Below are 25,348 nucleotides of genomic sequence, written 5' to 3'. Positions count from 1 at the left end.
CCTCGTCCGCGCCTCCCAGGGCCGTCGTCATGGATCGCCCCATGACCGGTTCACTCGAGCGAGCCCCGAGCGGGAGTCCAGCGCCCCCGCCCCTCCGCGCGCACCAAAATGCCCCCCGACCTGGGTTTTCCACAGGTCGGGGGGCATTTCGCGGGTGGAGCCTAGGGGAGTCGAACCCCTGACATCTGCCATGCAAAGACAGCGCTCTACCAACTGAGCTAAGGCCCCGGAACGAGGACAGCGTACCGGGTCACCCCCCATGTCCGGCAAAAGGATGGGACTCCCGGTCCGCAACCACGCTCCGTAAGATGCTGACCGGGGTTCGCAGTGGCGAACCAAGGGATGGGGAGAAGCAATGGACGCAGCGCAGCAGGAAGCCACGGCGAGAGCCAGAGAGCTTCAGCGCAGTTGGTACGGAGAGCCGCTGGGGGCGCTCTTCCGTCGCCTGATCGACGACCTCGGGCTCAATCAGGCCAGGCTCGCGGCCGTGCTCGGGCTCTCCGCACCCATGCTGTCCCAGCTGATGAGCGGCCAGCGGGCCAAGATCGGCAACCCGGCCGTCGTCCAGCGCGTCCAGGCCCTCCAGGAACTCGCCGTCCAGGTCGCCGACGGCAGCGTCAGCGCCGCCGAGGCCACCGACCGGATGGACGAGGTCAAGAAGTCCCAGGGCGGTTCCGTCCTGACCGGCACGGCCCAGCCGAGCACCGTCTCGGGCGGTCCGACCGTGCGCCGCGTGGTCCGCGAGATCCAGTCCCTGCTGCGCTCCGTGGCGGCCGCCGGCGACATCCTCGACGCCGCCGACTCGCTCGCCCCGGCCCACCCGGAACTGGCAGAGTTCCTCCGGGTGTACGGCGCCGGGCGCACCGCCGACGCGGTCGCCCACTACGAGTCGCACCAGAACTGACGCGGGCCCGGCAGCCGGCCGGCACCGCGGAGAGCCGACGCACACGGGGAGCGGACGCAGCGCGATGGGTGAGGTCTTCGCTGGCCGGTACGAGCTGGTCGACCCGATCGGACGCGGCGGGGCGGGCGCCGTGTGGCGCGCCTGGGACCACCGGCGCCGCCGCTACGTGGCGGCCAAGGTGCTCCTGCAGGGCGACGCGCACACGCTGCTCCGCTTCGTCCGCGAGCAGGCGCTGCGGATCGACCATCCGCACGTCCTCGCCCCGGCCAGCTGGGCCGCCGACGACGACAAGGTCCTCTTCACCATGGACCTGGTGGCCGGCGGCTCGCTGGCCCACGTCATCGGGGACCACGGGCCGCTGCCGCCCCGCTTCGTCTGCGCCCTGCTCGACCAGCTGCTCTGGGGCCTGGCCGCGGTGCACGCCGAGGGGGTCGTGCACCGGGACATCAAGCCCGCCAACATCCTCATGGAGGTCACCGGCACCGGGCGGCCGCACCTGCGGCTGTCCGACTTCGGCATCTCCATGCGCAAGGGCGAACCCCGCCTCACCGAGACCGACCACGTGGTGGGGACGCCCGGCTACTTCGCGCCGGAGCAGCTCCTCGGCGCCGAGCCGGACTTCACCGCCGACCTCTTCGCCGTCGGGCTGGTCGCGCTCTATCTGCTCAAGGGCCGCAGGCCGGACTCCCGGGCGCTGGTCGAGCACTTCCTCGCGCACGGCACCCCGGGCGCCCCCGAGGGCGTCCCGGAGCCCCTGTGGCAGGTGCTCGCCGGACTGCTCCAGCCCGATCCCCAGGCACGCTTCCGGACGGCCACGGGAGCGCGCAAGGCGCTGAGCGCCGCCGTGGAGATGCTGCCCGAGCCGCGCGCCGACGAGGCGCCGGTGGAGATCTCCGACCAACTCGGCCCCCTCCCGGCCGGATTCGGCCCAGAAGGCCCCACGGTCCCTACCGGCCCCCCGAACCCCGCAGGTTCTGCGCGTCCCACGAGCCCCTTGGGTCCCACAAGCCCCACAGGCCCCGCAGGTCTCACGAGCCCCACCGACCCCAGGGCCTCTGCGGGTCCCACGGGCCCCACAGCTTCCACAGGCCCTGCCGAGACCCCCCGACCCGACGGGCACCCGGGCCCCACGGAGCCCCCGCGCCCCGCCGCCACGGGCCTCTCCGCCCCCTCTCCCGCCCCCGCACCGGCCCAGGTGCCGCCCGTACGGCCGGTACAACCCGTACCGCCGCCGCAGTACCCACCGCAGCACCAAACGCACCCCGCGTACCGGCCCCTCGCCCACGCCCCGGCGTCCCCGCCGCTGCCCGGGCCCTCCGAGACCGGCAGCTTCCCCCTGCCTCCGCCGTTCCCGCGCCCGGCCCCGGCCCCGGCCTTCGAGCAGGCGCCCGCCCCCGCGACGCCGTACGGACCGGCTCCCGCCCACCCGTACGCCCCGCGCCCCGCCCAGGCCCCCGCCCCGCACGCCCCCGCGCGCCGTCCGGGACCGCCCCCGAAGGTGGCGGTCCCGGTGCTCCTGGTCGCGCTGGTGTGCCTCGCGGTCGGCTTCTGGGCCCTGACGCAGGTCTGAGGCCTCAGGCCCGCCGCCGGGCCAGCAGGGTCCAGGCCCCGAGCCCGAGGAGCAGGACGGTCCCGGTGCCGATGCCCGCGGTCGCGACGATCGCCATCGTGCCGTTCGTCGTGGCCGGGGCCCCGGTGGCGCCGTTCGCCGCGGCCTCCCGGTCGTCCGCCATCACCGAGAAGATCCCGGGGTCCGCGTCGTACGGGGGTGCCTGCTTCGGGCTGCCCTCGACGTTCACCCGGAGCGTCAGCGGCACCGGCCCGTCGCCGTACTCGGCGGCGACCTCGGGGCTCAGCGTCGCCGTCAGGTAGTACCAGCCGGCGAACCGCATGCCGCTGGTGGCCTCCTGGTACGAGGTGCGGTTCTCGTGGGCGACCGGCCGCAGCGGGTCGAGCGCCAGCGTGGCGGGCTTCCCGTCGTAACGGACCGTGGCCGTGTCGACGAAGCCGAGGGCCGGGTTGTCGAGGGTGAGGGTGAGGGCGTCGCTCACGGAGTCCCCCTCGGTGCCGCTGCCCAGCTCGGCGCCGGCGAAGAGCTGCTGACCCCAGTCCACCGGCACCCGGTAGAAGAGGGTCTGGCCGGGCCGGATGTCGGCCCGCCACTCGCCCTCCCGCAGGGCGACGGCCTCGTGGAACCCGGCGCCTCCCTGCCGCTTCTGCTGCCCTCCGGCCGGCGGCGCGGGCGTGCCGGACGGCCAGGCCTCGGGGAGGGCGGTGGGGCCGGGCCGCTCGAGGAGGGGCTCGGTGACGTACCGGAGCTCCAGCTCCCAGTCGTCCGGGGTGGAGGTCGCCGCCGACTCGCGCTCGACGAGCACGTAGTGGGCGCCCTGCTCCTGGCAGCTGGAGGAGCCCGGGTCGACGGTCCTGCGGGCGTAGGCGGCGAGCGGCCTGGCGTACTGACCGGAGCCGAAGTCGACCTGCTGGTGGCCGCAGTCGGCTCCGGTGTTGTCCTGGATGCCGACCTTGAAGCCGTCGCCGTACTCGACCTTGCCTCCGGGCCCGGGGACGGCGACGACGGAGACGTACGTGTTCCGCTTCGTGTCGAGGTCGACCCGGTAGTAGGCCTTGCCGTCCTTCTTGAGGGTGTCGCGGTACGTCCGGCCGGCCTGCAGGGTCTTCGCGTCGAGGCTGGAGGCGGCGCCCTGGATCCGCTGGGCCGAGCCGTCGAAGGCGTACGGCGGCACGGACGGCCCCCCGGCGGCCCCGGCCTCCCCGCCGCCCCGGACGGCTCCGGCGCCCCCGACGGCCCGGGCCGTCGGGGCGGCCTGGGCGGGCAGGGCCGTCACCGCGCCCACCGCCGCGGCCGCCGCGATCAGGGCTCCCGCCCTCCGGCCGATCCCGGTCCGCCTCCCGGCCTGCGTGCTCACGCGTCCCTCCCGTTCGTTCCCGCCCTGCGGTGCCGGTCCATCCTGCCTTTCACCGGGCCGCCGGACGGCGACTTCGCGTGGGCACGCACATGATTCACACCGGCGAATCACGGAGGGGGCCGAGACGCAGTGAGGCCCCGGACCGCTCACGCGGCCGGGGCCTCACCCACAGAACGTGTGTCGCTCAGACACCGGAACCTGCGGGCACGGAGTCGGTCGCCTCCGTCCACAGGTCCTGCTCGGCGCGATCCGCCTGGATCTGGCGGTACACGAGGAGCCCGCCGATGGCGGCCAGTGCGACCAGGAGAAGCTTCTTCACCGCGCGACCTCGTCTTTCGTTGACGTAGGAGACTTCTGACGCCCACTCTACACATCGACCGATACCGATCGGTGACCTGTGCGGGCTTCAAACCTCACACAAAAGGATCGACCCGGATGGCGTACCATCCGGGTCGATCCGATCTGTGGGGCTAACAGGATTTGAACCTGTGGCCTCATCCTTATCAGGGATGCGCTCTAACCAACTGAGCTATAGCCCCGCCGCGCTCTGCGGTTTCTCCGTGTCCGCCGCGCTGACTCCTGAACATTAGCGCACGTGGGGGCCAGTCCCAAAATCGTCCGGGCCGGAGGCCCGGGGGACGCGGAAGGGACCGGCCCCACGCGGACTACTCGTCCTCCGCCAGCGTGAGCTCCACACCGCCCACGAAGCCGGCCGACAGGTTGTAGATGAAGGCGCCCAGCGTCGCGAGCGCGGTCATCAGGACCACGTCGATCACGGCGATCACCGAGGTGAAGACCAGCACCCGCGGCAGCGACAGGAACGACTGCAGGTCGAAGCCGTTGGACTCGTTCGAGCCCGTGGCCTCGCTGATCGTGCCGCCGACCGTCGAGAAGACGCCCATGGCGTCCATGACCATCCACAGCACCGCGGCGGCCACGACCGTGCAGATGCCCAGCGCGATGGAGAGCAGGAAGCTCACCTTCATGACCGACCACGGGTCGGCCTTGGCCACCCGCAGCCGCGCCTTGCGCGTCCTGGGCGTCGTGCGCGCCCCGGTCCGCGGCCGGCGCACGGCCCCGGTCTGTCCGCCCTGCGTACCGCCCTCAGGCGTGCCGTACGCCTGTGGCGGGTGATAGGGGCCTCCCGGCTGCCCCTGGGGGCGCTCGCCGGGCAGTGGCCCGTTGTACGTCTCGTACGAGGGCTGCTGCCCCCGAGTGTCCGTCACCGCAACCCCCTGGGAGTCCGTGGCGGAACCACGGGCACCGTTCGCTCCAGCACCAGCAGAAGCTCCGGCAGCCGCCGATCCGGCGCCCGTGGCTCCACTCACGCTCTACTCCTCGTGCTCCCCGGTCGAGGGCTCCGTGCCCTCGACCGCCTCGACCTCGGCCGCCTCCACGGCGCCCTCGGCATCGTCGACGTCCTCGTCGTCGCCACCGGCCTCGGCGTTCCGTGCGATGCCGACGACGGCATCGCGCTTGCCCAGGTTGATCAGCTGGACGCCCATGGTGTCACGGCCGGTCTCCCTGACTTCGTTGACTCGCGTACGAATCACACCACCGGACAGCGTGATGGCGAGGATCTCATCGGTCTCCTCGACCACCAGCGCGCCCACGAGCGAGCCGCGGTCCTCCACGATCTTGGCGGCCTTGATGCCGAGGCCGCCACGGCCCTGGACGCGGTACTCGTCGACGGGGGTGCGCTTCGCGTACCCGCCGTCGGTCGCGGTGAAGACGAACGTACCGGGCCGGACGACATTCATCGAGAGAAGCTCGTCGTCCTCGCGGAAACTCATCCCCTTGACGCCCGAGGTGGCGCGTCCCATCGGGCGCAGCGCCTCGTCCGTGGCGGTGAAGCGGATCGACTGCGCCTTCTTGCTGACCAGGAGCAGGTCGTCCTCGGAGGAGACCAGCTCGGCGCCGATCAGCTCGTCGTCGCCGCCGTCCGCGGTCTCCCGGAGGTTGATCGCGATGACACCGCCCGAGCGGGGCGAGTCGTAGTCCTTCAGCGCGGTCTTCTTCACCAGGCCGGCCTTGGTGGCGAGCACCAGGTACGGCGCGGCCTCGTAGTCGCGGATCGCCAGGATCTGGGCGATCTGCTCGTCCGGCTGGAAGGCCAGCAGGTTGGCCACGTGCTGGCCGCGCGCGTCCCGGCCGGCGTCCGGCAGCTCGTACGCCTTGGCCCGGTAGACCCGGCCCTTGTTGGTGAAGAAGAGCAGCCAGTGGTGGGTGGTGGAGACGAAGAAGTGGTCGACGATGTCGTCCTGCTTCAGCTTCGTGCCGCGCACGCCCTTGCCGCCGCGCTTCTGCGAGCGGTAGTCCTCGGTCTTCGTCCGCTTCACATAGCCGCCACGCGTGATGGTGACGACGATGTCCTCCTCGGCGATCAGGTCCTCGATGGACATGTCGCCGTCGAAGGGCACCAGCTTGGAGCGGCGGTCGTCACCGAACTTCTCGACGAGCGCGGCCAGTTCCTCGCTGACGATCGTGCGCTGCTTCTCCGGCGAGGCCAGGATCGCGTTGTACTCGTCGATCTTCGCCTGGAGATCGTCGTGCTCGGCGACGATCTTCTGGCGCTCCAGGGCGGCGAGCCGGCGGAGCTGCATCTCCAGGATCGCGTTGGCCTGGATCTCGTCGATCGCGAGCAGGTCCATCAGGCCGTTCCGGGCGACCTCGACCGTGTCGCTGCGCCGGATGAGCGCGATGACCTCGTCGATGGCGTCCAGGGCCTTGAGCAGACCGCGCAGGATGTGGGCGCGCTCCTCGGCCTTGCGCAGCCGGAACCTGGTCCGGCGGACGATGACCTCGATCTGGTGCGTCACCCAGTGGCGGATGAAGGCGTCGAGCGAGAGGGTGCGCGGCACGCCGTCGACGAGCGCCAGCATGTTGGCGCCGAAGTTCGTCTGCAGGTCGGTGTGCTTGTACAGGTTGTTGAGGACGACCTTGGCGACGGCGTCGCGCTTGAGCACGATCACCAGGCGCTGGCCGGTGCGGGACGAGGTCTCGTCGCGGACGTCGGCGATGCCGCCGATCTTGCCGTCCTTCACCAGGTCGGCGATCTTCTGCGCGAGGTTGTCCGGGTTGGTCTGGTAGGGCAGTTCCGTGACCACCAGGCACTGGCGGTTCTGGATCTCCTCGACCTCGACGACGGCGCGCATCGTGATCGAGCCGCGTCCGGTGCGGTACGCCTCCTCGATGCCCTTGCGGCCGACGACGAGCGCGCCGGTGGGGAAGTCCGGGCCCTTGATCCGCTCGATCAGCGCGTCGAGGAGCTCCTCGTGGGTGGCCTCGGGGTGTTCCAGGGCCCACTGGGCGCCGGCCGCGACCTCGCGCAGGTTGTGCGGCGGGATGTTGGTCGCCATGCCGACGGCGATGCCGGCGGAGCCGTTGACCAGCAGGTTCGGGAACCGGGCCGGGAGGACCGTCGGCTCCTGGTTGCGGCCGTCGTAGTTGTCCGTGAAGTCGACGGTCTCCTCGTCGATGTCGCGGAGCATCTCCATCGACAGCGGCGCCATCTTGCACTCGGTGTAGCGCATGGCGGCGGCCGGGTCGTTGCCCGGGGAGCCGAAGTTGCCGTTGGAGTCGACGAGCGGCAGGCGCATCGACCAGGGCTGGGCGAGGCGGACGAGCGCGTCGTAGATCGAGGAGTCGCCGTGCGGGTGGTACGTGCCCATGACGTCGCCGACGACGCGGGCGCACTTGTAGAAGCCCTTCTCGGGCCGGTAGCCGCCGTCGTACATCGCGTAGAGCACGCGCCGGTGGACGGGCTTGAGGCCGTCCCGTACGTCGGGCAGCGCGCGGGACACGATGACGGACATCGCGTAGTCGAGGTACGAGCGCTGCATCTCGGTCTCGAGCCCGACGGGCTCGATCCGCAGCACGGGATCCTGCTCTTCGGTGGTGCCGGAGGTGTTCTCGTCGGCCATTGCTGGTCTTCAGTCCTTTCGTACGGTCAGCTGAGACCGACTCAGATGTCGAGGAAGCGAACGTCCTTGGCGTTGCGCTGGATGAAGGAGCGCCGTGCCTCGACGTCCTCGCCCATCAGCACCGAGAACAGGTCGTCGGCCTGGGCGGCGTCGTCCAGGGTGACCTGGCCGAGCACGCGGTGCTCGACGTCCATGGTGGTGACGCGCAGCTCCTCGGCGTTCATCTCGCCGAGACCCTTGAAGCGCTGGATCGAGTCCTCGCGGATCCGCTTGCCGTTCTGCTTGCCCAGCTCGACGAGCGCGTCCCGCTCCCGGTCCGAGTACGCGTACTCGAAGTCGTCCCGGCCCCACTTGATCTTGTAGAGCGGCGGGCGGGACAGGTAGACGTGCCCGGCCTCGACCAGCGGCCGCATGAAGCGGAAGAGGAAGGTCAGCAGCAGGGTGTTGATGTGCTGGCCGTCGACGTCGGCGTCCGCCATCAGGATGATCTTGTGGTAGCGGAGCTTCTCGATGTCGAAGTCCTCGTGCACGCCGGTGCCGAAGGCGGAGATCAGCGCCTGGACCTCGGTGTTCTGCAGGATCTTGTCGATCCGCGCCTTCTCGACGTTCAGGATCTTGCCGCGGATCGGCAGGATGGCCTGGTACATCGGGTTGCGGCCGGACTTGGCCGAGCCGCCGGCGGAGTCGCCCTCGACGATGAAGATCTCGCACTTGGACGGGTCGTTCGACTGGCAGTCGGACAGCTTGCCCGGCAGCGACGCCGACTCCAGGAGGCCCTTGCGGCGGGTCAGGTCGCGCGCCTTGCGCGCGGCCACGCGCGCGGTGGCGGCGGTGATGCCCTTGCGGATGATGTCCGCGGCCTCGATGGGGTTGCGGTCGAACCAGTCCGTGAGGTGCTCGAAGACGACCTTCTGGACGAAGGTCTTCGCCTCGGTGTTGCCGAGCTTCGTCTTGGTCTGGCCCTCGAACTGCGGCTCGCCGAGCTTGATCGAGATGATCGCGGTCAGACCCTCGCGGATGTCGTCACCCGTGAGGTTGTCGTCCTTCTCGCGGAGCAGCTTCTTCTCGCGCGCGTACTTGTTGACGAGCGTCGTCAGCGCGGCGCGGAAGCCCTCCTCGTGCGTACCGCCCTCGTGGGTGTGGATCGTGTTCGCGAAGGAGTACACGCCCTCGCTGTACGAGGAGTTCCACTGCATCGCGATCTCGACCGAGAGCAGGCGCTCCTTGTCCTCGGCCTCGACGTCGATGACGGTGGGGTGGATCAGGTCGCCCTTGCGCGAGTTGAGGTACTTCACGAAGTCGACGATGCCGCCCTCGTAGTGGTACGTCACCGTGCGCGCGGTCGGCTCGGCGGCGGCCTCGGCGTCCGGGTCGTCGGCGCCCACCGTGGCCTTCGCGGACTCGCGCTCGTCGGTGAGCGTGATCGTCAGGCCCTTGTTGAGGAAGGCCATCTCCTGGAAGCGGCGCGAGAGCGTCTCGAAGGAGTACTCGGTCGTCTCGAAGATGTCCGGGTCGGACCAGAACGTGACCGAGGTGCCGGTCTCGGAGGTCTCCTCGTGCTGGGCGAGGGGCGCGGTGGGGACGCCCATCTTGTAGTCCTGCGTCCAGCGGTGGCCGTCCGTCTTGATCTCGACGGAGACCTTGGTGGACAGGGCGTTCACGACCGAGACGCCGACACCGTGCAGACCGCCGGAGACGGCGTAGCCGCCGCCGCCGAACTTGCCGCCCGCGTGCAGGACCGTCAGCACGACCTCGACGGCCGGCTTGCCCTCGGACTCGACGATGCCGACGGGGATGCCGCGGCCGTTGTCGACGACGCGGACGCCGCCGTCGGCGAGGATCGTCACGTCGATGGTGTCCGCGTGACCGGCCAGGGCTTCGTCGACCGAGTTGTCGACGACCTCCTGCACCATGTGGTGCAGACCGCGCTCACCGGTCGAGCCGATGTACATGCCGGGGCGCTTGCGCACCGCATCCAGGCCCTCGAGCACCTGGATGTTGCTGGCGGTGTACTGGTTGTTCTCGTTGGGGTTGCCGGAATCGGCCACGAAGCGCCCTTTCTGGCACAGCACAGGCCGTTCTCCGGGCATACGGGAGCGGCTGCGTCGTTCGACATGTTCCGCAGGGTGGCGGGATTGTCTCCCAGTCTACCGGTAGCGCCGACACTCATGGGGGTTTGCCGGTACCTGAATGCGCATGTGCCGCCCTGAGCGGGAGCGAGACGACTCCCCATATCCGGATAGGGGCTCCAGAGGCCCCAGACGGCCACCCAGCGCTTCGGCCGGTGACGGCCAGTGGCACGGGCGGCGGGCGCGGACCCCATCGCGTCGCGGGCACGCCTTCCGCACCCCTGTGGGCGCGGACCCCATCGCGTCGCGGGCACGCCTTCCGGGGGGGCGAGGGGCCCCGCCCGGACGAAGCCGGGAGCTCGGGGGAGGGCGGGCACCACGCCCGCGCGCACGGCGCCCTCCGCCCGGGCCCGCGCCGCGGGGGCCCGCCCCGTACCGCTTACCCGTACGTGTCCCCGGGCCCGACGGACCCCGGCGCCCGCAGCGGCCCGTACCCCCGCCGGGGGGCACCGGGCCCCAGCACCTTGATCATCCGGACCGTTCCGTGCCCGAGGTCCTCGTTCAGCCGCGCGACCAGCCGCGGCGCGAGCAGCCGCAGCTGCGTCGCCCATGCCGTCGAGTCGCACTGCACCGTCAGCACCCGCGCGTCCGGCTCGTCGTCGAACTTCAGCGGTACGCAGTGCTTCGCCAGGTCCTCGCCGACGATCTGCGGCCAGCGGCCCATGACCCCGCCGACCGCCGCCGGGGTCTCCCAGCCCCGCTCGGTGATCAGCCGGTTGATCGCGGCGCCGAGCGCCATCGGGTCGCGCCCGTCGGCGCGCGCGCCGGAGCGCAGTCCGCCCCCGCGCCGGGCCTGCTTCTTCTGCGCCGCCGCCGCGCCCCGCGCCTTCGCCTGCTCCTTGGCGGCGCGCAGCGCGACCCGGGCGAGGTCGACGCCCGAGGGTTCGGGCACGACGGGACCGTCCACAGCCTGGGGAAGCCTTTCCTCGCTCACGCCCGCTCCACCACCCCGCCGGCCACGGCGTACCGGGTGCCCGCGAGCACGCCCGGCACGTCGTCGTCGACCGCCGCCGTGACGAGCACCTGCTCGCCCTGCGCCACCAGCTCCGCGAGCCGCTCGCGCCGCCGCGCGTCCAGCTCGGCGAAGACGTCGTCGAGGACGAGGACCGGTTCGTTGCCCTCGGCGCGCAGCAGGTCGTACGAGGCGAGGCGGAGCGCCAGCGCGTACGACCAGGACTCGCCGTGGCTCGCGTACCCCTTCGCCGGGAGGTCGCCGAGCTTCAGGAGCAGTTCGTCCCGGTGGGGGCCGACGAGCGTGACGCCCCGCTCGATCTCCTGCTTGCGGACCTCGGCGAGGGCGGAGAGCAGCTGCTCGTACAGCGCCTCGCGGGTGTGCCCGGTGCCCGGCGCGGAGGGCCGGTACTCCAGCAGGACCGGTCCGCCGCCGGGCGCGAGCTGCTCGTAGGCCTTGTCGGCGAGCGGCTGCAGCACGGCGATGAGGTCGAGCCGCTGGGCGAGCAGCTCGGCGCCCGCCCCGGCCAGGTGCTGGTCCCACACGTCCAGGGTGGACAGGTCCATGCCCCGGCCGCCGTGCCGCCGGGCCATCGCCGCGGACTTCAGGAGCGTGTTGCGCTGCTTGAGGACGCGCTCGTAGTCGGAGCGCACGCCCGCCATGCGCGGCGCGCGCGCCGTGATCAGCTCGTCGAGGAAGCGCCGGCGCTCGCCGGGGTCGCCCTTGATCAGGGCGAGGTCCTCGGGGGCGAACAGCACGGTCCGGACGATTCCCAGGACGTCACGCGGTCTGACCTGCGAGGACCTGTTGATGCGGGCGCGGTTGGCGCGGCCCGGGTTGAGTTCCAGCTCGATCAGCTGGGAGCGCTCGCCCTGGGTGACGGCGGCGCGGATGACCGCGCGCTCCGCCCCCATCCGGACGAGCGGGGCGTCGGAGGCGACGCGGTGGCTGCCGAGGGTCGCGAGGTAGCCGACGGCCTCGACCAGGTTGGTCTTGCCCTGGCCGTTCGCGCCCACGAAAGCGGTGACGCCCGGGTCGAGCGGGACCTCGACCCGGGCGTAGGAGCGGAAGTCGGCCAGCGAGAGATGCGTGACGTGCATGGTGGGCGCCGACCTTCTTCCCCCGGCGGCCGTGCACCGCGGGGTGCACAGCCTGTGGATTACTTCTTCGTCTCGACCGCGTGGCCGCCGAACTGGTTGCGCAGCGCGGCGATCATCTTCATCTGCGGGGAGTCGTCCTGACGGGAGGCGAACCGCGCGAACAGCGACGCGGTGATCGCCGGCAGCGGGACGGCGTTGTCGATGGCGGCCTCGACCGTCCACCGGCCCTCGCCGGAGTCCTCCGCGTAGCCCCGCAGCCTGTCCAGGTGCTCGTCCTCGTCCAGCGCGTTCACCGCGAGGTCGAGCAGCCAGGAGCGGATGACCGTGCCCTCCTGCCAGGAGCGGAAGACCTCGCGCACGTCGGTGACGGAGTCGACCTTCTCCAGGAGCTCCCAGCCCTCGGCGTAGGCCTGCATCATCGCGTACTCGATGCCGTTGTGGACCATCTTCGCGAAGTGGCCGGCGCCGACCTTGCCCGCGTGGACCGAGCCGAAGTCGCCCTCGGGCTTCAGGGCGTCGAAGACCGGCTGGACCTTCGCCACGTGCTCGGCGTCGCCGCCGTACATCAGCGCGTAGCCGTTCTCCAGGCCCCAGACGCCGCCGGAGACGCCGCAGTCGACGAAGCCGATGCCCTTGGCCGCGAGCTCCTCGGCGTGCTTCTCGTCGTCCGTCCAGCGCGAGTTCCCGCCGTCCACGACGATGTCGCCGGGGGAGAGCAGTTCGGCCAGCTCGTCGATGGTGGACTGGGTCGCGGCACCGGCCGGGACCATGACCCACACGACGCGCGGACCCTTGAGCTTGCCCACAAGCTCTTCGAGGCTGTGGACATCGGCGAGGTCCGGGTTGCGGTCGTATCCGATGACGGTGTGGCCTGCGCGGCGGATGCGCTCACGCATGTTGCCGCCCATCTTGCCGAGACCGACGAGACCGAGCTCCATCAGAGATTCCTTAAGCGTCGTGTGCGGTGTACCCGGGTCCGAGCCTACGCCCGGACCCCCGTGCACACCTGTGGGGTCAGCCGCTCAGGCGACGACCCCCGACGAGGGGCCTCAGCCGCTCAGCCGCACCGGCATGATGAGGTACTTGTAGGCCTCGTCCGCCTCCGCGTCGAGGGCGGGCTTGCCGCTCAGCAGCGCCGGCTTCGTGGAGGTCGTGAAGGAGAGCTGGGCGACCGGGGAGTCGATCGCGCTCAGGCCGTCCAGCAGGAAGGTCGGGTTGAAGGCGATCGAGATGTCGTCGCCGTCCAGCTGCGCGTCGACGCGCTCCACAGCCTGTGCGTCATCGCTGGAGCCGGCCTCCAGGATCAGCACGCCCTGCTCGAAACTCAGCCGCACCGGGGTGTTGCGCTCGGCCACCAGGGCCACGCGCTTCACGGCCTCCACGAAGGGGGCGGTCTCGATCACCGCGACCGAGTTGAACTCGGTGGGGAAGAGCGTCCGGTACTTCGGGAGGTCGCCCTCCAGGAGGCGGGTGGTGGTCCGGCGGCCCGCGCCCTCGAAGCCGATGAGGCCCTCGCCCTTGCCGGAGCCCGAGAGCGCCAGGGTCACCGTGTCGCCGCTGGTGAGCGCCTTGGCGGTGTCCAGGAGGGTCTTCGCGGGCACCAGGGCGACCGCGGAGGCGTCCGGGGACTCCGGCTTCCACAGGAACTCGCGGACCGCGAAGCGGTAGCGGTCGGTGGAGGCCAGGGTGACCGTGTCGCCCTCGATCTCGATGCGCACACCGGTGAGGACGGGCAGCGTGTCGTCACGGCCGGCGGCGATGGCCACCTGCGCGGCGGCGGAGGCGAAGACCTCGCCGGGGACGGTGCCGGTCGCGGTGGGCATCTCCGGCAGCGCCGGGTACTCCTCCACAGGCAGTGTGTGGAGGGTGAAGCGGGAGGAGCCGCAGACCACGGTCGCCCGTACACCGTCTGTGGAAATCTCCACGGGACGGTTGGGGAGGGCGCGGCAGATGTCGGCGAGCAGCCGGCCGGAGACGAGGACGGTGCCGTCCTCCTCCACCTCGGCCTCGACCGAGACCCGCGCCGAGACCTCGTAGTCGAAGCTCGAGAAGCTCAGGGCGCCGTCCTCGGCCTTCAGGAGAAGGCCCGCGAGCACGGGCGCCGGCGGACGGGCCGGAAGGCTGCGGGCCACCCAGGCCACCGCCTCCGCGAGTACATCGCGCTCCACCCGGATCTTCACCGGAACCGCCTCCTGCTGTTGCTGGCTCTTCGTCGACTGCGGGAACCAGTCTGACGTACGCCACCGACACTCGGTGCTGCTCGGGGTCAAGTCGGGTCGAGAGCGTGCCGGAGCTCCGGCGCCGAGTTGTGCACAGGTCCCACTTCGAAGCGAATTCCGGGCTAACTCTATGTGGGAGTAGTAGTAGGGCCTGTGGAAACCGTGGATAACGTCGTTTCCCCAGCTCAGGCCCAGTTTTTTGTCCACTGACCCTGTGGGTGGAACCCGTGGACAACCCGGGTCCTCTGTGGACACTCGAAAGTTCTGCACAGCCGGTACACAGGCCATGGGGAGTTCTCCCCAGCGCTGTCCCCAGCTTTCCCCAGGTTCCCCACAGCCCAAACGTCTCCCTTGGTGTGACCGCTTTCACTCGTCCCAGTGAGCAGACGTGTTTCGTTGCCGAACAGTGGACAGCAGTGTGGAGAAGCTGTGGGCAACCTACTCCTCCCTGTGGGCGCCCGGTGGACAACTCTCGGGACGCCCTGTGGACGAAGGATTCATCCACAGCCTGTGGAAATCGTTTGCCAACAATTCCACAAGGGTCTGACCTGGCGTGATGGCCTGTCACCAGGCAGGCCTGTGGACACAATCCGGATAACTTGACGGTCCCCACCCTGTGGACGGGAGATCATCCCGCAATCTGTGGAGAACCTGCCAGCGGAACGCGGGAATCGAACAGGCCGGGGCCGGCTGGGGGCGAAGGGCGCGGGCCTGGACGCCCCGGCGGAGGGCGCGGGACGTCCCCAGGAGCGGCGAAAGGCGTCCCCGGACACGGTGAGAGATGCCCCGGGAGCGGCGAAAGGCGTCCCCGGGCACGGCGAGAGATGTCCCCGGGCACGGCGAAAGGCGCCCCGGGAGGTGTCCCGGAGCGCCCTGGAGAGGTCGCCGGAGGCCCGTGCGCGAGGCCCCGGTGACCCGGTGTCAGCCGTTCTTGATGCGGTTGGTGAGTTCGGTGACCTGGTTGTAGATGGAGCGCCGCTCCGCCATCAGGGCACGGATCTTCCGGTCCGCGTGCATCACCGTCGTGTGGTCGCGGCCGCCGAACTGCGCGCCGATCTTCGGCAGCGACAGGTCCGTGAGCTCGCGGCACAGGTACATGGCGATCTGCCGGGCCGTCACCAGGACGCGGCTGCGCGAGGATCCGCAGAGGTCCTCCACCGTCAGCCCGAAGTAGTCGGCCGTGGCCGCCATGATCGCGGGAGCCGTGATCTCCGGCGAGCTGTCCTCGCCGCCGGGGATCAGGTCCTTGAGGACGATCTCGGTGAGCCCGAGGTCCACCGGCTGCCGGTTGAGGCTCGCGAAGGCCGTCACCCGGATCAGCGCGCCCTCCAGCTCACGGATGTTCCGCGAGATCCGGGAGGCGATGAACTCCAGCACCTCCGGCGGGGCGTTGAGCTGCTCCTGCACCGCCTTCTTGCGGAGGATCGCGATCCGCGTCTCCAGCTCCGGCGGCTGCACGTCGGTGGTGAGGCCCCACTCGAAGCGGTTGCGGAGCCGGTCCTCCAGGGTGACCAGCTGCTTGGGCGGCCGGTCCGAGGAGAGCACGATCTGCTTGTTCGCGTTGTGCAGGGTGTTGAAGGTGTGGAAGAACTCCTCCTGCGTCGACTCCTTGCTCGCCAGGAACTGGATGTCGTCGACGAGCAGGATGTCCACGTCGCGGTAGCGCTTGCGGAAGGCGTCGCCCTTGCCGTCGCGGATCGAGTTGATGAACTCGTTGGTGAACTCCTCGGAGCTCACGTAGCGCACGCGCGTGCCCGGGTAGAGGCTCCGCGCGTAGTGCCCGATCGCGTGCAGCAGGTGGGTCTTGCCGAGGCCCGACTCCCCGTAGATGAAGAGCGGGTTGTACGCCTTCGCCGGCGCCTCGGCCACCGCGACGGCGGCCGCGTGCGCGAACCGGTTCGAGGAACCGATGACGAACGTGTCGAAGAGGTATTTGGGGTTCAGTCGCGCGTGCTGTTCGCCCGGTGCGCCGGCGCCCTGCCCGGAGGACGAGGAGCCGTGGCCGCCGCCCGGTCCGGGGACCGCGGTGCCGGGGCGGGGGCCGGGACGCGGCCCGTGGTTCTGCGGGTCGGGCAGCTCGGCGCGCTCGGGCCGCTGCTGCTCGTAGCCGCGGGCGGGCTCGTCGTAGCGGGACCCCCGGGACTGCTCCGGCCCGGTGTACGGGGCGCGCTCCTGGTAGCCGCCGAGCCGCGGCTGCTGCCAGGAGAGGTCCTCCTGGGTGCGCGGCCAGGCACCGGGGTCGGGCCGCTGCTGCTGGTAGTCCGGGTAGGCGGGGCGTGCGGAGGGCAGCCCGTCGTCGGACATCGGCCGGTGGCCGTAGCCCTCGTACTTCTCGTACGGCTCGGGCTGGGCGCGCTCGTCGTAGCGGGACTGCGGCGGCTGCTGCACCGGGGGCGCCGGCGGAGTCGGCTCGCCGACGGAGTCGTCGACGGTGATCGCGATCCGGATCGGCCGGCCGCACTCACGGCTCAGGGTCTCGCTGATCAGCGGGGCGAGCCGGCCCTCCAGGACCCGCTTGCCCCACTCGTTGGGGACGGCGAGCAGGGCGGTGTCCGCGACCAGGGCGAGCGGCTGGCAGCGCTCGATCCACTGTTTGTCCTTGGGCTCGATTCCCTGCTGGCCCTCGGCGAGGAGCTGCTCGAGGACGCGTGGCCACACTGCGGCAAGATCGGCAGGTACGTCAGCCACAGGGCACGCTTTCTCGCAGGTCCCACGAGGGTGTGGTTCGCGGGGACGGGGGGGTCGAAGTCCGTGAGGACGGGTCCGTCGAGGACAGGTGAGGACAGATCGGAATAAAGATTGTGGAGGTCGTCCACGGTAGTCGGGGCGGATGACGCGGTTCAAGTTGTTGTCCACAGCCTGTGCACAATGGGGGGTGGCGACGGGCCGGTTTGACCGGATGGCGTAGCCGCGCGTACCGTAACCAGGTCGAGTTGTCGATGGCTGCTGCCGCCTGCCTCCGATGGGCAAAGATCACGGTCAGTGATCGTGTAGCGGTGCACTCGGGCGTATTGCGAGCTACTCGTGGGCGCACGGTGACAGCCAGGCGATGTCCCGCCATCTACGAATCATTTCTGGAGCCCCCGAGTGAGCAAGCGCACCTTCCAGCCGAACAACCGTCGTCGCGCGAAGACCCACGGCTTCCGCCTGCGGATGCGTACGCGTGCCGGTCGCGCCATCCTGGCGAACCGCCGTTCCAAGGGTCGCTCGGCACTGTCCGCCTGATCCACTTAAACAGGTCATGACGTGCTGCCTACCGAGAATCGGCTGAGGCGGCGCGAGGACTTCGCAACCGCGGTACGCCGAGGTCGCCGGGCCGGTCGCCCGCTCCTCGTCGTCCACCTACGCAGCGGTGCAACGGGCCCGCACGCGCCTGGGGAGAGCGCTCCCCCGACGCGTGCGGGTTTCGTCGTGAGCAAGGCCGTGGGCGGGGCGGTCGTACGCAACCAGGTGAAGCGACGCCTGCGCCATCTCGTCCGCGACCGCATCTCCATGCTGCCCCCCGGTAGCCTGGTGGTCGTACGGGCGTTGCCCGGAGCCGGCGACGCCGACCACGCACAGCTGGCCCGAGACCTGGACGCCGCTCTCCGGCGGCTGCTGGGAGGGGGCACGCGATGAAGTACCCGCTGCTGGCTCTCATCAAGCTGTACCAGTGGACGATCAGCCCCCTCCTGGGCCCCGTCTGCCGGTACTACCCGTCGTGTTCCCACTACGGATTCACGGCCATCGACCGGCATGGCGCGATCAAGGGCACGGCCCTGACCGCCTGGCGCCTCCTGCGGTGCAACCCGTGGTCGCCCGGCGGCGTGGATCACGTCCCCCCGCGCAAGCGGCCCCGCTGGCACGAGATGCTGCGGAACGCGCTGCGCGGCGACCAGGGCGGATCCCCCGTCGAGACGAGCCCGGCCGCCGAGACCTCGCCCAATGCTCAAGGAGCCTGATTAGTGGACACGATTGCCAGTCTGTTCAGCTTCATCACCTGGCCCGTTTCCTGGGTCATCGTCCAGTTCCACAAGGTGTACGGGGCGGTCTTCGGTCCCGACACGGGCTGGGCCTGGGGCCTGTCCATCGTGTCCCTCGTGGTGCTGATCCGCATCTGTCTGATCCCGCTGTTCGTCAAGCAGATCAAGTCGACGCGGAACATGCAGGCGCTCCAGCCGAAGATGAAGGCGATCCAGGAGCGCTACAAGAGCGACAAGCAGCGTCAGTCCGAAGAGATGATGAAGCTGTACAAGGAGACGGGCACCAACCCGCTCTCCTCGTGCCTTCCCATCCTGGCGCAGTCCCCGTTCTTCTTCGCCCTGTACCACGTGCTCTCCGCGATCGCCTCGGGCAAGGAGATCGGCGTCATCGACGGCCCGCTGCTCGCCAGCGCCCGTCAGGCCCACATCTTCGGCGCCCCGCTCGCCGCGAAGTTCACGGACACCGCCGCCGAGGTCGCCGCCCTCGACGCCTCGATCACGTCGGTCCGCATCGTCACCGCCGTCATGATCGTGATGATGTCGGCCTCGCAGTTCTTCACCCAGCGCCAGCTGATGATGAAGAACGTCGACCTCTCGGTGAAGACCCCGTACATGCAGCAGCAGAAGATGCTCATGTACATCTTCCCGCTGATCTTCGCCGGCATGGGCATCAACTTCCCCGTCGGTGTCCTCATCTACTGGCTGACCACCAACGTGTGGACCATGGGCCAGCAGATGTACGTGATCAACCAGAACCCGACCCCGGGCAGCAAGGCCCAGGACGCCTACCTCCAGCGCCTCCTGAAGAGCATCACGCACGGTGGTGAGGTCAAGGGCCGTCGCCGGAAGAACGTCGTCAAGGTCATCGTCGCCAAGGGCAGCGACCGCAACGAGAACGAGCGCCGCTTCTTCGCGGGTCTGTCCAAGGCCGGCTTCGCCGCCCAGCCGGACGGCACCGTGATCAAGAGCGACACGATCGTGGCCGAGGCGGAGGGCGGTGCCGCCGCCAGGCGCCAGCAGCCCAAGCGCCAGACCAAGTCCCAGCGCCAGTCCTCCGTGGCCCAGCAGCCCGTGGTGAAGGACTCCGAGGAAGGCTCCGAGCCGGCCGCCGCAGAGGCGACCACCTCGCTCGAGAAGAAGCCCCGGGGTTCGACCAAGGCCGCCGCCCAGGGCGAGGCGCAGGACGACAAGCCCCAGCGTCCGAGCCGTGCCAACTCCGGCGGCTCCCGTCAGGGCAAGTCCGGTCAGGGTCAGCGCAAGGGCCAGCAGCGGCCCAAGCACCCCTCCTCCAAGAAGTAAGCCTCCCAGAAGCAAGAAGGAGTCCATCCGTGACGGAAGGCACCACCTCCGCCGCCGCCGAGGGTGGCGACACCCTGACCCGCCTGGAGCAGGAGGGCGAGATCGCGGCTGACTACCTCGAGGGCCTGCTCGACATCGCCGACCTCGACGGCGACATCGACATGGACGTCGAGGCGGACCGGGCCGCGGTCTCGATCATCAGCGACTCCAGCAGCCGCGACCTGCAGAAGCTCGTGGGCCGTGACGGTGAGGTCCTGGAGGCGCTCCAGGAGCTGACGCGCCTCGCGGTGCACCGCGAGACCGGCGACCGCAGCCGACTGATGCTCGACATCGCCGGCTTCCGGGCCAAGAAGCGCTCCGAGCTCGCAGAGCTGGGTGCCAAGGCGGCGGCCGAGGTGAAGTCCACCGGCCAGCCGGTCAAGCTGGACCCGATGACGCCCTTCGAGCGCAAGGTCGTGCACGACGCGATCGCCGCCGCCGGTCTGCGCAGCGAGTCCGAGGGCGAGGAGCCGCAGCGCTTCGTCGTCGTGCTCCCGGCCTGACCCCTCACGTAGTGTCGGCCCCGTCTGTTCACAGGCGGGGCCGATCTTTGTCAGCCTTGATAGTCAGCCACCACAGTGCGCTCGCACGCCAGACGTGCGGTACGGAAGGACGGTTCCCGTGACGGAGGCAGCGGAGCTCCCCGAGGCGCCGGAGCAGGCGCGGACAGTCTTCGGCGAGTACTTCCCGGAGGCCGTGCGGTACGCGGAGCTGCTCGCGGACGCGGGTGTGAAGCGCGGCCTGATCGGCCCGCGCGAGGTCCCGCGTCTCTGGGAGCGCCACCTGCTGAACTGCGCCGTCCTCTCGGAGGTCGTCCCCGAGGGCGTCACCGTCTGCGACGTGGGCTCGGGCGCCGGTCTGCCCGGCATCCCCCTGGCCCTGGTCCGGCCCGACCTGAAGATCACGCTCCTGGAGCCCCTCCTGCGCAGGACGAACTTCCTCCAGGAGGTCGTCGAGCTGCTCGGCCTCGACCATGTGACCGTGGTGCGGGGACGTGCGGAGGAGATGCTCGGCAAGATCACGCCCGTTCACGTGGTGACCGCCCGCGCGGTGGCCCCGCTGGACCGGCTGGCCGGCTGGGGTGTTCCCCTGCTGCGTCCGTACGGAGAGATGCTGGCGCTCAAGGGCGACACCGCGCAGGAGGAGATCGACGGCGCTCGCGCCGCGCTCTCCCGGCTCGGTGTGGTGGAGACCTCGGTGCTTCAGGTGGGCGAGGGCATCGTCGATCCCCTGTCCACGGTCGTGCGGGTGGAGGTCGGCGAGAGCCCCGGCGGTGTGCGGTTCGCGGCCAAGCGGGCGAAGGCGGCCCGGACCAGCAAGACCCGTCGGCGCCGCTGAGCGTCCCATACGTACCATTTCGGAGTGTCGAACGGTCCCGACCGGGCGGCGGCGGCATGGTGTTTCACGTGAAACATCGCTCACTGCTGCAGGGGATCATCAGCCGCGGTCGCGCGGCTGCCACGCCCCGGGACCGTCGACCCCGCGTAAAGCCACCCGTGAGGGTTACGGAGATGTCCACAGAGGTGGATTCACCCACAGAACCACCGACCTCGCTGGTTCGTGACCCCGAAAGCATGGCAGGCTCTCCTCATCGCGAGCCTGAAGCCGAGGAGAGTGAATCCTTGCGGTCCGACGCCAACATCGCGGGACCGATGACCGATCCGGTCCCCGGTCCCCGAACCGAATCGGCGGGGGAGGATGTTTCACGTGAAACGCCGCCCCCGATGGACGACACCCCCATCGGTCGTGCTGCCCAGCTGGCGGTAGAGGCGCTGGGCCGTGCCGGTGAGGGGCTTCCCCGCCCGGCCGAGACGCGTGTGATGGTGGTCGCCAATCAGAAGGGCGGCGTGGGCAAGACGACCACGACGGTCAACCTTGCCGCCTCCCTGGCGCTGCACGGTGCCCGCGTCCTGGTCATCGACCTGGACCCCCAGGGCAACGCCTCGACGGCCCTCGGCATCGACCATCACGCCGAGGTCCCCTCGATCTACGACGTCCTGGTGGACAGCAAGCCGCTCTCCGACGTGGTGCAGCCGGTCATGGACGTCGAGGGCCTCTTCTGCGCCCCGGCCACCATCGACCTCGCCGGCGCGGAGATCGAGCTGGTGTCCCTGGTGGCGCGTGAGAGCCGTCTGCAGCGGGCGATCCAGGCCTACGAGCAGCCGCTGGACTACATCCTGATCGACTGCCCGCCCTCGCTCGGTCTCCTCACGGTCAACGCCATGGTGGCGGGCGCGGAGGTACTGATCCCGATCCAGTGCGAGTACTACGCGCTGGAGGGCCTCGGACAGCTCCTGCGGAACGTCGACCTGGTACGAGGGCACCTCAACCCGGCGCTCCACGTCTCGACGATCCTGCTCACCATGTACGACGGCAGGACGCGGCTCGCCTCGCAGGTCGCCGAAGAGGTGCGCAGCCACTTCGCCGAGGAGGTGCTGCGGACCAGCATTCCGAGGTCCGTCCGCATCTCGGAGGCACCGAGCTACGGGCAGACGGTCCTCACCTACGACCCGGGCTCCAGCGGCGCCCTGTCGTACCTCGAAGCGGCCCGTGAGATCGCCCTGCGGGGGGCCGCCGTGCACTACGACCCGCAGCACGCCCACGTGGGGCACCAGAGCAACCAGCGCAGCATGTCGGAGGGGATCCAGTGAGTGAGCGACGTAGGGGATTGGGGCGTGGGCTCGGTGCCCTGATCCCCGCTGCTCCCCAGGAACGACAGGTCGAGCGCGGGGTGGCCGCCGCGAAGCTGACGACGCTGCCGCGGAGCCCGCAGCCCCCGGAGTCGGACCCGACGTGGAACGAACCCGAGCCGGTCGCTCCGCCGGAGCCCCCGGCCGGGGCCTACTTCACCGAGCTTCCGATCAGTGCGATCGTTCCCAACCGGCACCAGCCGCGTGAGGTCTTCGACGAGGACGCGCTGGCGGAGCTCGTCACCTCCATCAAGGAGGTCGGCCTCCTCCAGCCCGTGGTCGTGCGCAAGATCGAGGCCGACCGCTACGAGCTCGTCATGGGCGAGCGTCGTCTGCGGGCTTCGACGACGGCGGGCCTCGAGCGGATCCCGGCGATCGTCCGGGACACCGACGACGAGAAGATGCTTCTGGACGCGCTTCTGGAGAACCTTCACCGGGCCCAGCTGAACGCGATCGAGGAGGCCCACGCCTACGAGCAGCTCCTCAAGGACTTCGGCTGCACCCATGACCAGCTCGCGGAGCGGATCGGGCGGTCCCGCCCGCAGATCTCCAACACGCTGCGTCTGCTGCGGCTCTCCCTGCCGGTGCAGCGACGGGTCGCCGCCGGAGTGCTCTCCGCCGGACACGCACGGGCCCTGCTCGGCGTCGAGGACCCGGAGGCCCAGGACAAGCTGGCGTACCGGATCGTCTCCGAAGGCCTCTCGGTGCGCAGCGTCGAGGAGATCGTGAGCCTCATGGGCTCCGAGGAGCCCGCGTCCGCGGCCAAGCCGAGGGGGCCGCGGGCCGGCGCCCGGGTCTCACCCGCGCTGACGGATCTCGCCACCCGGCTCTCGGACCGCTTCGAGACCCGCGTGAAGGTCGACCTGGGGCAGAAGAAGGGCAAGATCGTCGTCGAGTTCGCCTCGATGGACGATCTGGAGCGGATCCTCTCCACCCTCGCTCCCGGCGAGGGACGGGTCCTGGGCCGCACCCACGCCGAACAGGACGCCGAGGGCTGATCCCCTCCCCGCTCGCCGGGACCGCTCAGGGCGGGCCGCGCTCCGGACTTCACCGGAACGCGGCCCGCCCTTTGCCTGTGAGCGGTATCGCCCCGATCGCCCGATCGATACGATTCCGAGAGGCGTATCCGTGCTCGATGGCGAGGGAAACGAGGAGCAGCCGTGGGGCGTCGGCTCGTACCGCTCACCCTGGACAACCTTCCGGATCTCCCCAAGCGGTGTCGCTCCTGTGTCTTCTGGGAGCTCGACCCGGTCAGTGGTGAGGCGGCGGTGAAGGCGGGGCGCCCGGAGCTGGAGAAGGAGGCCTGGATCTCGGGCGTTCTCCTGGAATGGGGCTCCTGCGGCCGGGTGGTCTACGTCGACGAGGTGCCGGTCGGTTACGTCCTCTACGCTCCCCCGGCCTATGTGCCGCGCTCGACGGCCTTCCCGACGAGCCCCGTGGCGGCGGACGCCGTCCAGCTGATGACGGCATGGATCATGCCGGGTTACCAGGGGCAGGGCCTGGGGCGGGTGATGGTGCAGACGGTGGCCAAGGACGTGATGAGGCGGGGCTTCAAGGCGATCGAGGCGTTCGGAGACGCCCGGTGGAAGGAGCCTGCCTGTGTGCTCCCGGCCGAGCACCTCCTCGCGGTGGGCTTCAAGACCGTCCGTCCGCACCACGCCTTCCCCCGGCTGAGGCTGGAGCTCAGGACGACGCTCTCCTGGAAGGAGGACGTCGAGATGGCCCTGGACCGTCTGCTCGGCGCCGTACAGAAGGAGCCGGCGCTACGACCGCTCTGACCTCACGGGACGAGAAAGGCCCGCCCCCGGTCGGGGGCGGGCCGTTTCACGTGAAACACGTGGGAGGCATCAGGCCTTGGGGGCACCGATGAAGGGGTCCAGGTCGCGCAGGATGGCGGCCTTCGGCTTGGCGCCGACGATGGTCTTCACGACCTCGCCGCCCTGGTAGACGTTGAGCGTCGGGATCGACATGACGCCGTACTTGGCAGCCGTGCCCGGGTTCTCGTCGATGTTGAGCTTCACGATCTCGACGTCGTCCTGCTCCTGGGCGATGGCCTCCAGCGACGGGGCGATCTGACGGCACGGGCCGCACCAGGCAGCCCAGAAGTCCACCAGGACGGGCTTGTCGCTCTTGAGGACGACCTCTTCGAAGTCTGCGTCGGTCACGTTCTTCAGGGCGCCGGCCACGGCGGCCTCCTTATTTCGCGGGGTGTGAGGTGGGGAGAGACGGGGTCAGACCGCGGGGGTCTCGGCCAGCTTCTCGCTGTCGGCGAGGGCGGCCAGGAAGCGCTCGGCGTCGAGTGCGGCGGAGCAACCGGTGCCGGCGGCCGTGATGGCCTGACGGTAGGTGTGGTCGACGACGTCACCGGCGCCGAAGACACCCGTGAGGTTCGTGCGCGTCGACGGGGCGGCGACCTTGAGGTAGCCCTCCTCGTCCAGCTCCAGCTGGCCCTTGAAGAGCTCGGTCCGCGGGTCGTGGCCGACGGCGATGAAGAGACCGGTGACGGGGAGCGCGCGGGTCTCGCCGGTCTTCGTGTCGCGCAGGGTCAGACCGCTGAGCTTCTGCTCGCCGTGGATCTCGGTGACTTCGCTGTCCCAGGCGAACGAGATCTTCGGGTCGGCGAAGGCGCGCTCCTGCATGGCCTTGGAGGCACGCAGGGTGTCCCGGCGGTGGACGATCGTGACGGACTTGGCGAAGCGCGAGAGGAAGGTGGCCTCCTCGATCGCGGTGTCGCCACCGCCGACGACGGCGATGTCCTGGTCCTTGAAGAAGAACCCGTCGCAGGTGGCGCACCAGGAGACACCGCGGCCGGAGAGCGCGTCCTCGTTGGGGAGGCCGAGCTTGCGGTGCTGGGAACCGGTGGTGACGATCACGGCCTTCGCGCGGTGCACGGTGCCGGCGGTGTCGGTGACGGTCTTGATGTCACCCGTCAGGTCCACGGCGACGACGTCGTCCGGAACCAGCTCGGCACCGAAGCGCTCGGCCTGGGCCCGCATGTTGTCCATCAGGTCCGGGCCCATGATCCCGTCACGGAAACCGGGGAAGTTCTCGACCTCGGTGGTGTTCATGAGGGCTCCACCGGCGGTGACGGCGCCCTCGAAGACCAGAGGGTTCAGCGACGCTCGGGCCGTGTAGAGCGCAGCGGTGTAACCCGCGGGACCGGAGCCGATGATGATCACATTACGGACGTCGCTCACGGATTTC

At 70.2% G+C, this 25,348-nt stretch carries 23 protein-coding genes and 2 tRNA genes; 11 read left to right on the top strand and 14 right to left on the bottom strand.

What is annotated here, in order from left to right; all coding sequences use genetic code 11:
* Positions 1–155: 155 nt before the first annotated feature.
* Positions 156–228, bottom strand: a tRNA-Ala gene (locus IE180_RS04565).
* A gap of 127 nt (positions 229–355) precedes the next feature.
* Here IE180_RS04565 and IE180_RS04560 point away from each other — a divergent pair.
* Positions 356–904, top strand: coding sequence for a helix-turn-helix domain-containing protein (locus tag IE180_RS04560; protein ID WP_190155436.1), 549 nt, complete (start codon positions 356–358; stop codon positions 902–904).
* 64 nt (positions 905–968) lie between these two features.
* Positions 969–2,474 carry a serine/threonine-protein kinase gene (locus tag IE180_RS04555; protein WP_190155435.1) on the top strand — a complete coding sequence of 502 codons (1,506 nt, stop codon included), beginning with the start codon at positions 969–971 and terminating at the stop codon, positions 2,472–2,474.
* Positions 2,475–2,478: 4 nt separating this feature from the next.
* On the opposite strand, the gene IE180_RS04550 is transcribed toward IE180_RS04555, so the two are convergent.
* From IE180_RS04550 to dnaA, 11 genes are all read right to left on the bottom strand, one after another.
* Entirely contained in the window at positions 2,479–3,831 is a 1,353-nt protein-coding gene (locus tag IE180_RS04550) for a hypothetical protein (protein WP_190155434.1), read from the bottom strand.
* A 184-nt stretch (positions 3,832–4,015) separates the two neighbouring features.
* Complete coding sequence (locus tag IE180_RS04545; RefSeq protein ID WP_003958712.1) at positions 4,016–4,150, bottom strand: DLW-39 family protein; 135 nt, start codon at positions 4,148–4,150, stop codon at positions 4,016–4,018.
* A 146-nt stretch (positions 4,151–4,296) separates the two neighbouring features.
* Positions 4,297–4,370: transfer RNA gene (locus IE180_RS04540), tRNA-Ile, on the bottom strand.
* 126 nt (positions 4,371–4,496) lie between these two features.
* A complete protein-coding gene (locus IE180_RS04535) occupies positions 4,497–5,057 on the bottom strand; it encodes a DUF3566 domain-containing protein (RefSeq protein WP_190155433.1) in 561 nt (186 codons plus the stop codon).
* A 105-nt stretch (positions 5,058–5,162) separates the two neighbouring features.
* Positions 5,163–7,754, bottom strand: a complete 2,592-nt coding sequence (gyrA, locus tag IE180_RS04530) for a DNA gyrase subunit A (RefSeq protein WP_190155432.1) — start codon at positions 7,752–7,754, stop codon at positions 5,163–5,165.
* Positions 7,755–7,795: 41 nt separating this feature from the next.
* Entirely contained in the window at positions 7,796–9,826 is a 2,031-nt protein-coding gene (gyrB, locus tag IE180_RS04525; RefSeq protein WP_123453557.1) for a DNA topoisomerase (ATP-hydrolyzing) subunit B, read from the bottom strand.
* Between the two features lie 436 nt (positions 9,827–10,262).
* A complete protein-coding gene (locus tag IE180_RS04520) occupies positions 10,263–10,817 on the bottom strand; it encodes a DciA family protein (protein ID WP_190155431.1) in 555 nt (184 codons plus the stop codon).
* Complete coding sequence (recF, locus tag IE180_RS04515) at positions 10,814–11,935, bottom strand: DNA replication/repair protein RecF (RefSeq protein ID WP_190155430.1); 1,122 nt, start codon at positions 11,933–11,935, stop codon at positions 10,814–10,816. Before recF ends, IE180_RS04520 begins: the two co-directional genes overlap by 4 nt.
* Before the next feature lie 59 nt (positions 11,936–11,994).
* Positions 11,995–12,873, bottom strand: a complete 879-nt coding sequence (gene gnd / locus IE180_RS04510; protein ID WP_190155429.1) for a phosphogluconate dehydrogenase (NAD(+)-dependent, decarboxylating) — start codon at positions 12,871–12,873, stop codon at positions 11,995–11,997.
* 111 nt (positions 12,874–12,984) lie between these two features.
* Complete coding sequence (dnaN, locus tag IE180_RS04505) at positions 12,985–14,115, bottom strand: DNA polymerase III subunit beta (protein ID WP_041130169.1); 1,131 nt, start codon at positions 14,113–14,115, stop codon at positions 12,985–12,987.
* Between the two features lie 960 nt (positions 14,116–15,075).
* Positions 15,076–16,842 carry a chromosomal replication initiator protein DnaA gene (gene dnaA, locus IE180_RS04500; RefSeq protein ID WP_190155428.1) on the bottom strand — a complete coding sequence of 589 codons (1,767 nt, stop codon included), beginning with the start codon at positions 16,840–16,842 and terminating at the stop codon, positions 15,076–15,078.
* Positions 16,843–17,241: 399 nt separating this feature from the next.
* Between dnaA and rpmH the strand changes: the two genes are divergently transcribed.
* The 9 genes from rpmH (at position 17,242) to IE180_RS04455 (ending at position 23,922) form a co-directional block, all read left to right on the top strand.
* Positions 17,242–17,379 (top strand): 50S ribosomal protein L34, encoded by a 138-nt coding sequence (gene rpmH, locus IE180_RS04495; RefSeq protein ID WP_007265229.1) that lies wholly within the window; start codon positions 17,242–17,244, stop codon positions 17,377–17,379.
* Between the two features lie 21 nt (positions 17,380–17,400).
* On the top strand, positions 17,401–17,772 hold the full coding sequence (gene rnpA, locus IE180_RS04490) for a ribonuclease P protein component (protein ID WP_190155427.1): 372 nt from the start codon (positions 17,401–17,403) through the stop codon (positions 17,770–17,772).
* Positions 17,769–18,095 (top strand): membrane protein insertion efficiency factor YidD, encoded by a 327-nt coding sequence (gene yidD, locus IE180_RS04485; protein WP_190155426.1) that lies wholly within the window; start codon positions 17,769–17,771, stop codon positions 18,093–18,095. The genes rnpA and yidD overlap by 4 nt, the downstream gene beginning before the upstream one ends.
* A gap of 3 nt (positions 18,096–18,098) precedes the next feature.
* Positions 18,099–19,415 (top strand): membrane protein insertase YidC, encoded by a 1,317-nt coding sequence (gene yidC, locus IE180_RS04480; protein ID WP_190155425.1) that lies wholly within the window; start codon positions 18,099–18,101, stop codon positions 19,413–19,415.
* Between the two features lie 29 nt (positions 19,416–19,444).
* On the top strand, positions 19,445–19,957 hold the full coding sequence (locus tag IE180_RS04475) for a Jag family protein (protein ID WP_093875131.1): 513 nt from the start codon (positions 19,445–19,447) through the stop codon (positions 19,955–19,957).
* Positions 19,958–20,075: 118 nt separating this feature from the next.
* Complete coding sequence (gene rsmG, locus IE180_RS04470) at positions 20,076–20,792, top strand: 16S rRNA (guanine(527)-N(7))-methyltransferase RsmG (protein WP_030685782.1); 717 nt, start codon at positions 20,076–20,078, stop codon at positions 20,790–20,792.
* A gap of 236 nt (positions 20,793–21,028) precedes the next feature.
* On the top strand, positions 21,029–22,105 hold the full coding sequence (locus IE180_RS04465) for a ParA family protein (RefSeq protein ID WP_190155424.1): 1,077 nt from the start codon (positions 21,029–21,031) through the stop codon (positions 22,103–22,105).
* Entirely contained in the window at positions 22,102–23,142 is a 1,041-nt protein-coding gene (locus tag IE180_RS04460) for a ParB/RepB/Spo0J family partition protein (RefSeq protein WP_190155423.1), read from the top strand. Before IE180_RS04465 ends, IE180_RS04460 begins: the two co-directional genes overlap by 4 nt.
* 162 nt (positions 23,143–23,304) lie before the next feature.
* Positions 23,305–23,922, top strand: a complete 618-nt coding sequence (locus IE180_RS04455) for a GNAT family N-acetyltransferase (RefSeq protein WP_116159982.1) — start codon at positions 23,305–23,307, stop codon at positions 23,920–23,922.
* Positions 23,923–23,991: 69 nt separating this feature from the next.
* On the opposite strand, the gene trxA is transcribed toward IE180_RS04455, so the two are convergent.
* Together trxA and trxB are read right to left on the bottom strand one after the other, a co-directional pair.
* Positions 23,992–24,330, bottom strand: coding sequence for a thioredoxin (gene trxA, locus IE180_RS04450; protein ID WP_190155422.1), 339 nt, complete (start codon positions 24,328–24,330; stop codon positions 23,992–23,994).
* A 45-nt stretch (positions 24,331–24,375) separates the two neighbouring features.
* Entirely contained in the window at positions 24,376–25,341 is a 966-nt protein-coding gene (gene trxB / locus IE180_RS04445) for a thioredoxin-disulfide reductase (protein ID WP_190155421.1), read from the bottom strand.
* Between the last annotated feature and the right edge of the window lie 7 nt (positions 25,342–25,348).

It is taken from the genome of Streptomyces litmocidini (genome assembly GCF_014649755.1).
In the GTDB taxonomy this organism is placed as follows: Bacteria; Actinomycetota; Actinomycetes; order Streptomycetales; family Streptomycetaceae; genus Streptomyces; species Streptomyces litmocidini.
Note: the sequence above shows the minus strand (reverse complement) of the source record. Positions and strands in the feature narration are given on the sequence as shown.

Excerpts from the sequence above, each read along its gene's own strand:
- IE180_RS04560 (WP_190155436.1), top strand. The coding sequence starts at position 356 with ATGGACGCAGCGCAGCAGGAAGCCACGGCGAGAGCCAGAGAGCTTCAG.
- IE180_RS04555 (WP_190155435.1), top strand. The coding sequence starts at position 969 with ATGGGTGAGGTCTTCGCTGGCCGGTACGAGCTGGTCGACCCGATCGGA.
- gyrA (WP_190155432.1), bottom strand. The coding sequence starts at position 7,754 with ATGGCCGACGAGAACACCTCCGGCACCACCGAAGAGCAGGATCCCGTG.
- recF (WP_190155430.1), bottom strand. The coding sequence starts at position 11,935 with ATGCACGTCACGCATCTCTCGCTGGCCGACTTCCGCTCCTACGCCCGG.
- gnd (WP_190155429.1), bottom strand. The coding sequence starts at position 12,873 with ATGGAGCTCGGTCTCGTCGGTCTCGGCAAGATGGGCGGCAACATGCGT.
- yidD (WP_190155426.1), top strand. The coding sequence starts at position 17,769 with ATGAAGTACCCGCTGCTGGCTCTCATCAAGCTGTACCAGTGGACGATC.
- IE180_RS04465 (WP_190155424.1), top strand. The coding sequence starts at position 21,029 with ATGGCAGGCTCTCCTCATCGCGAGCCTGAAGCCGAGGAGAGTGAATCC.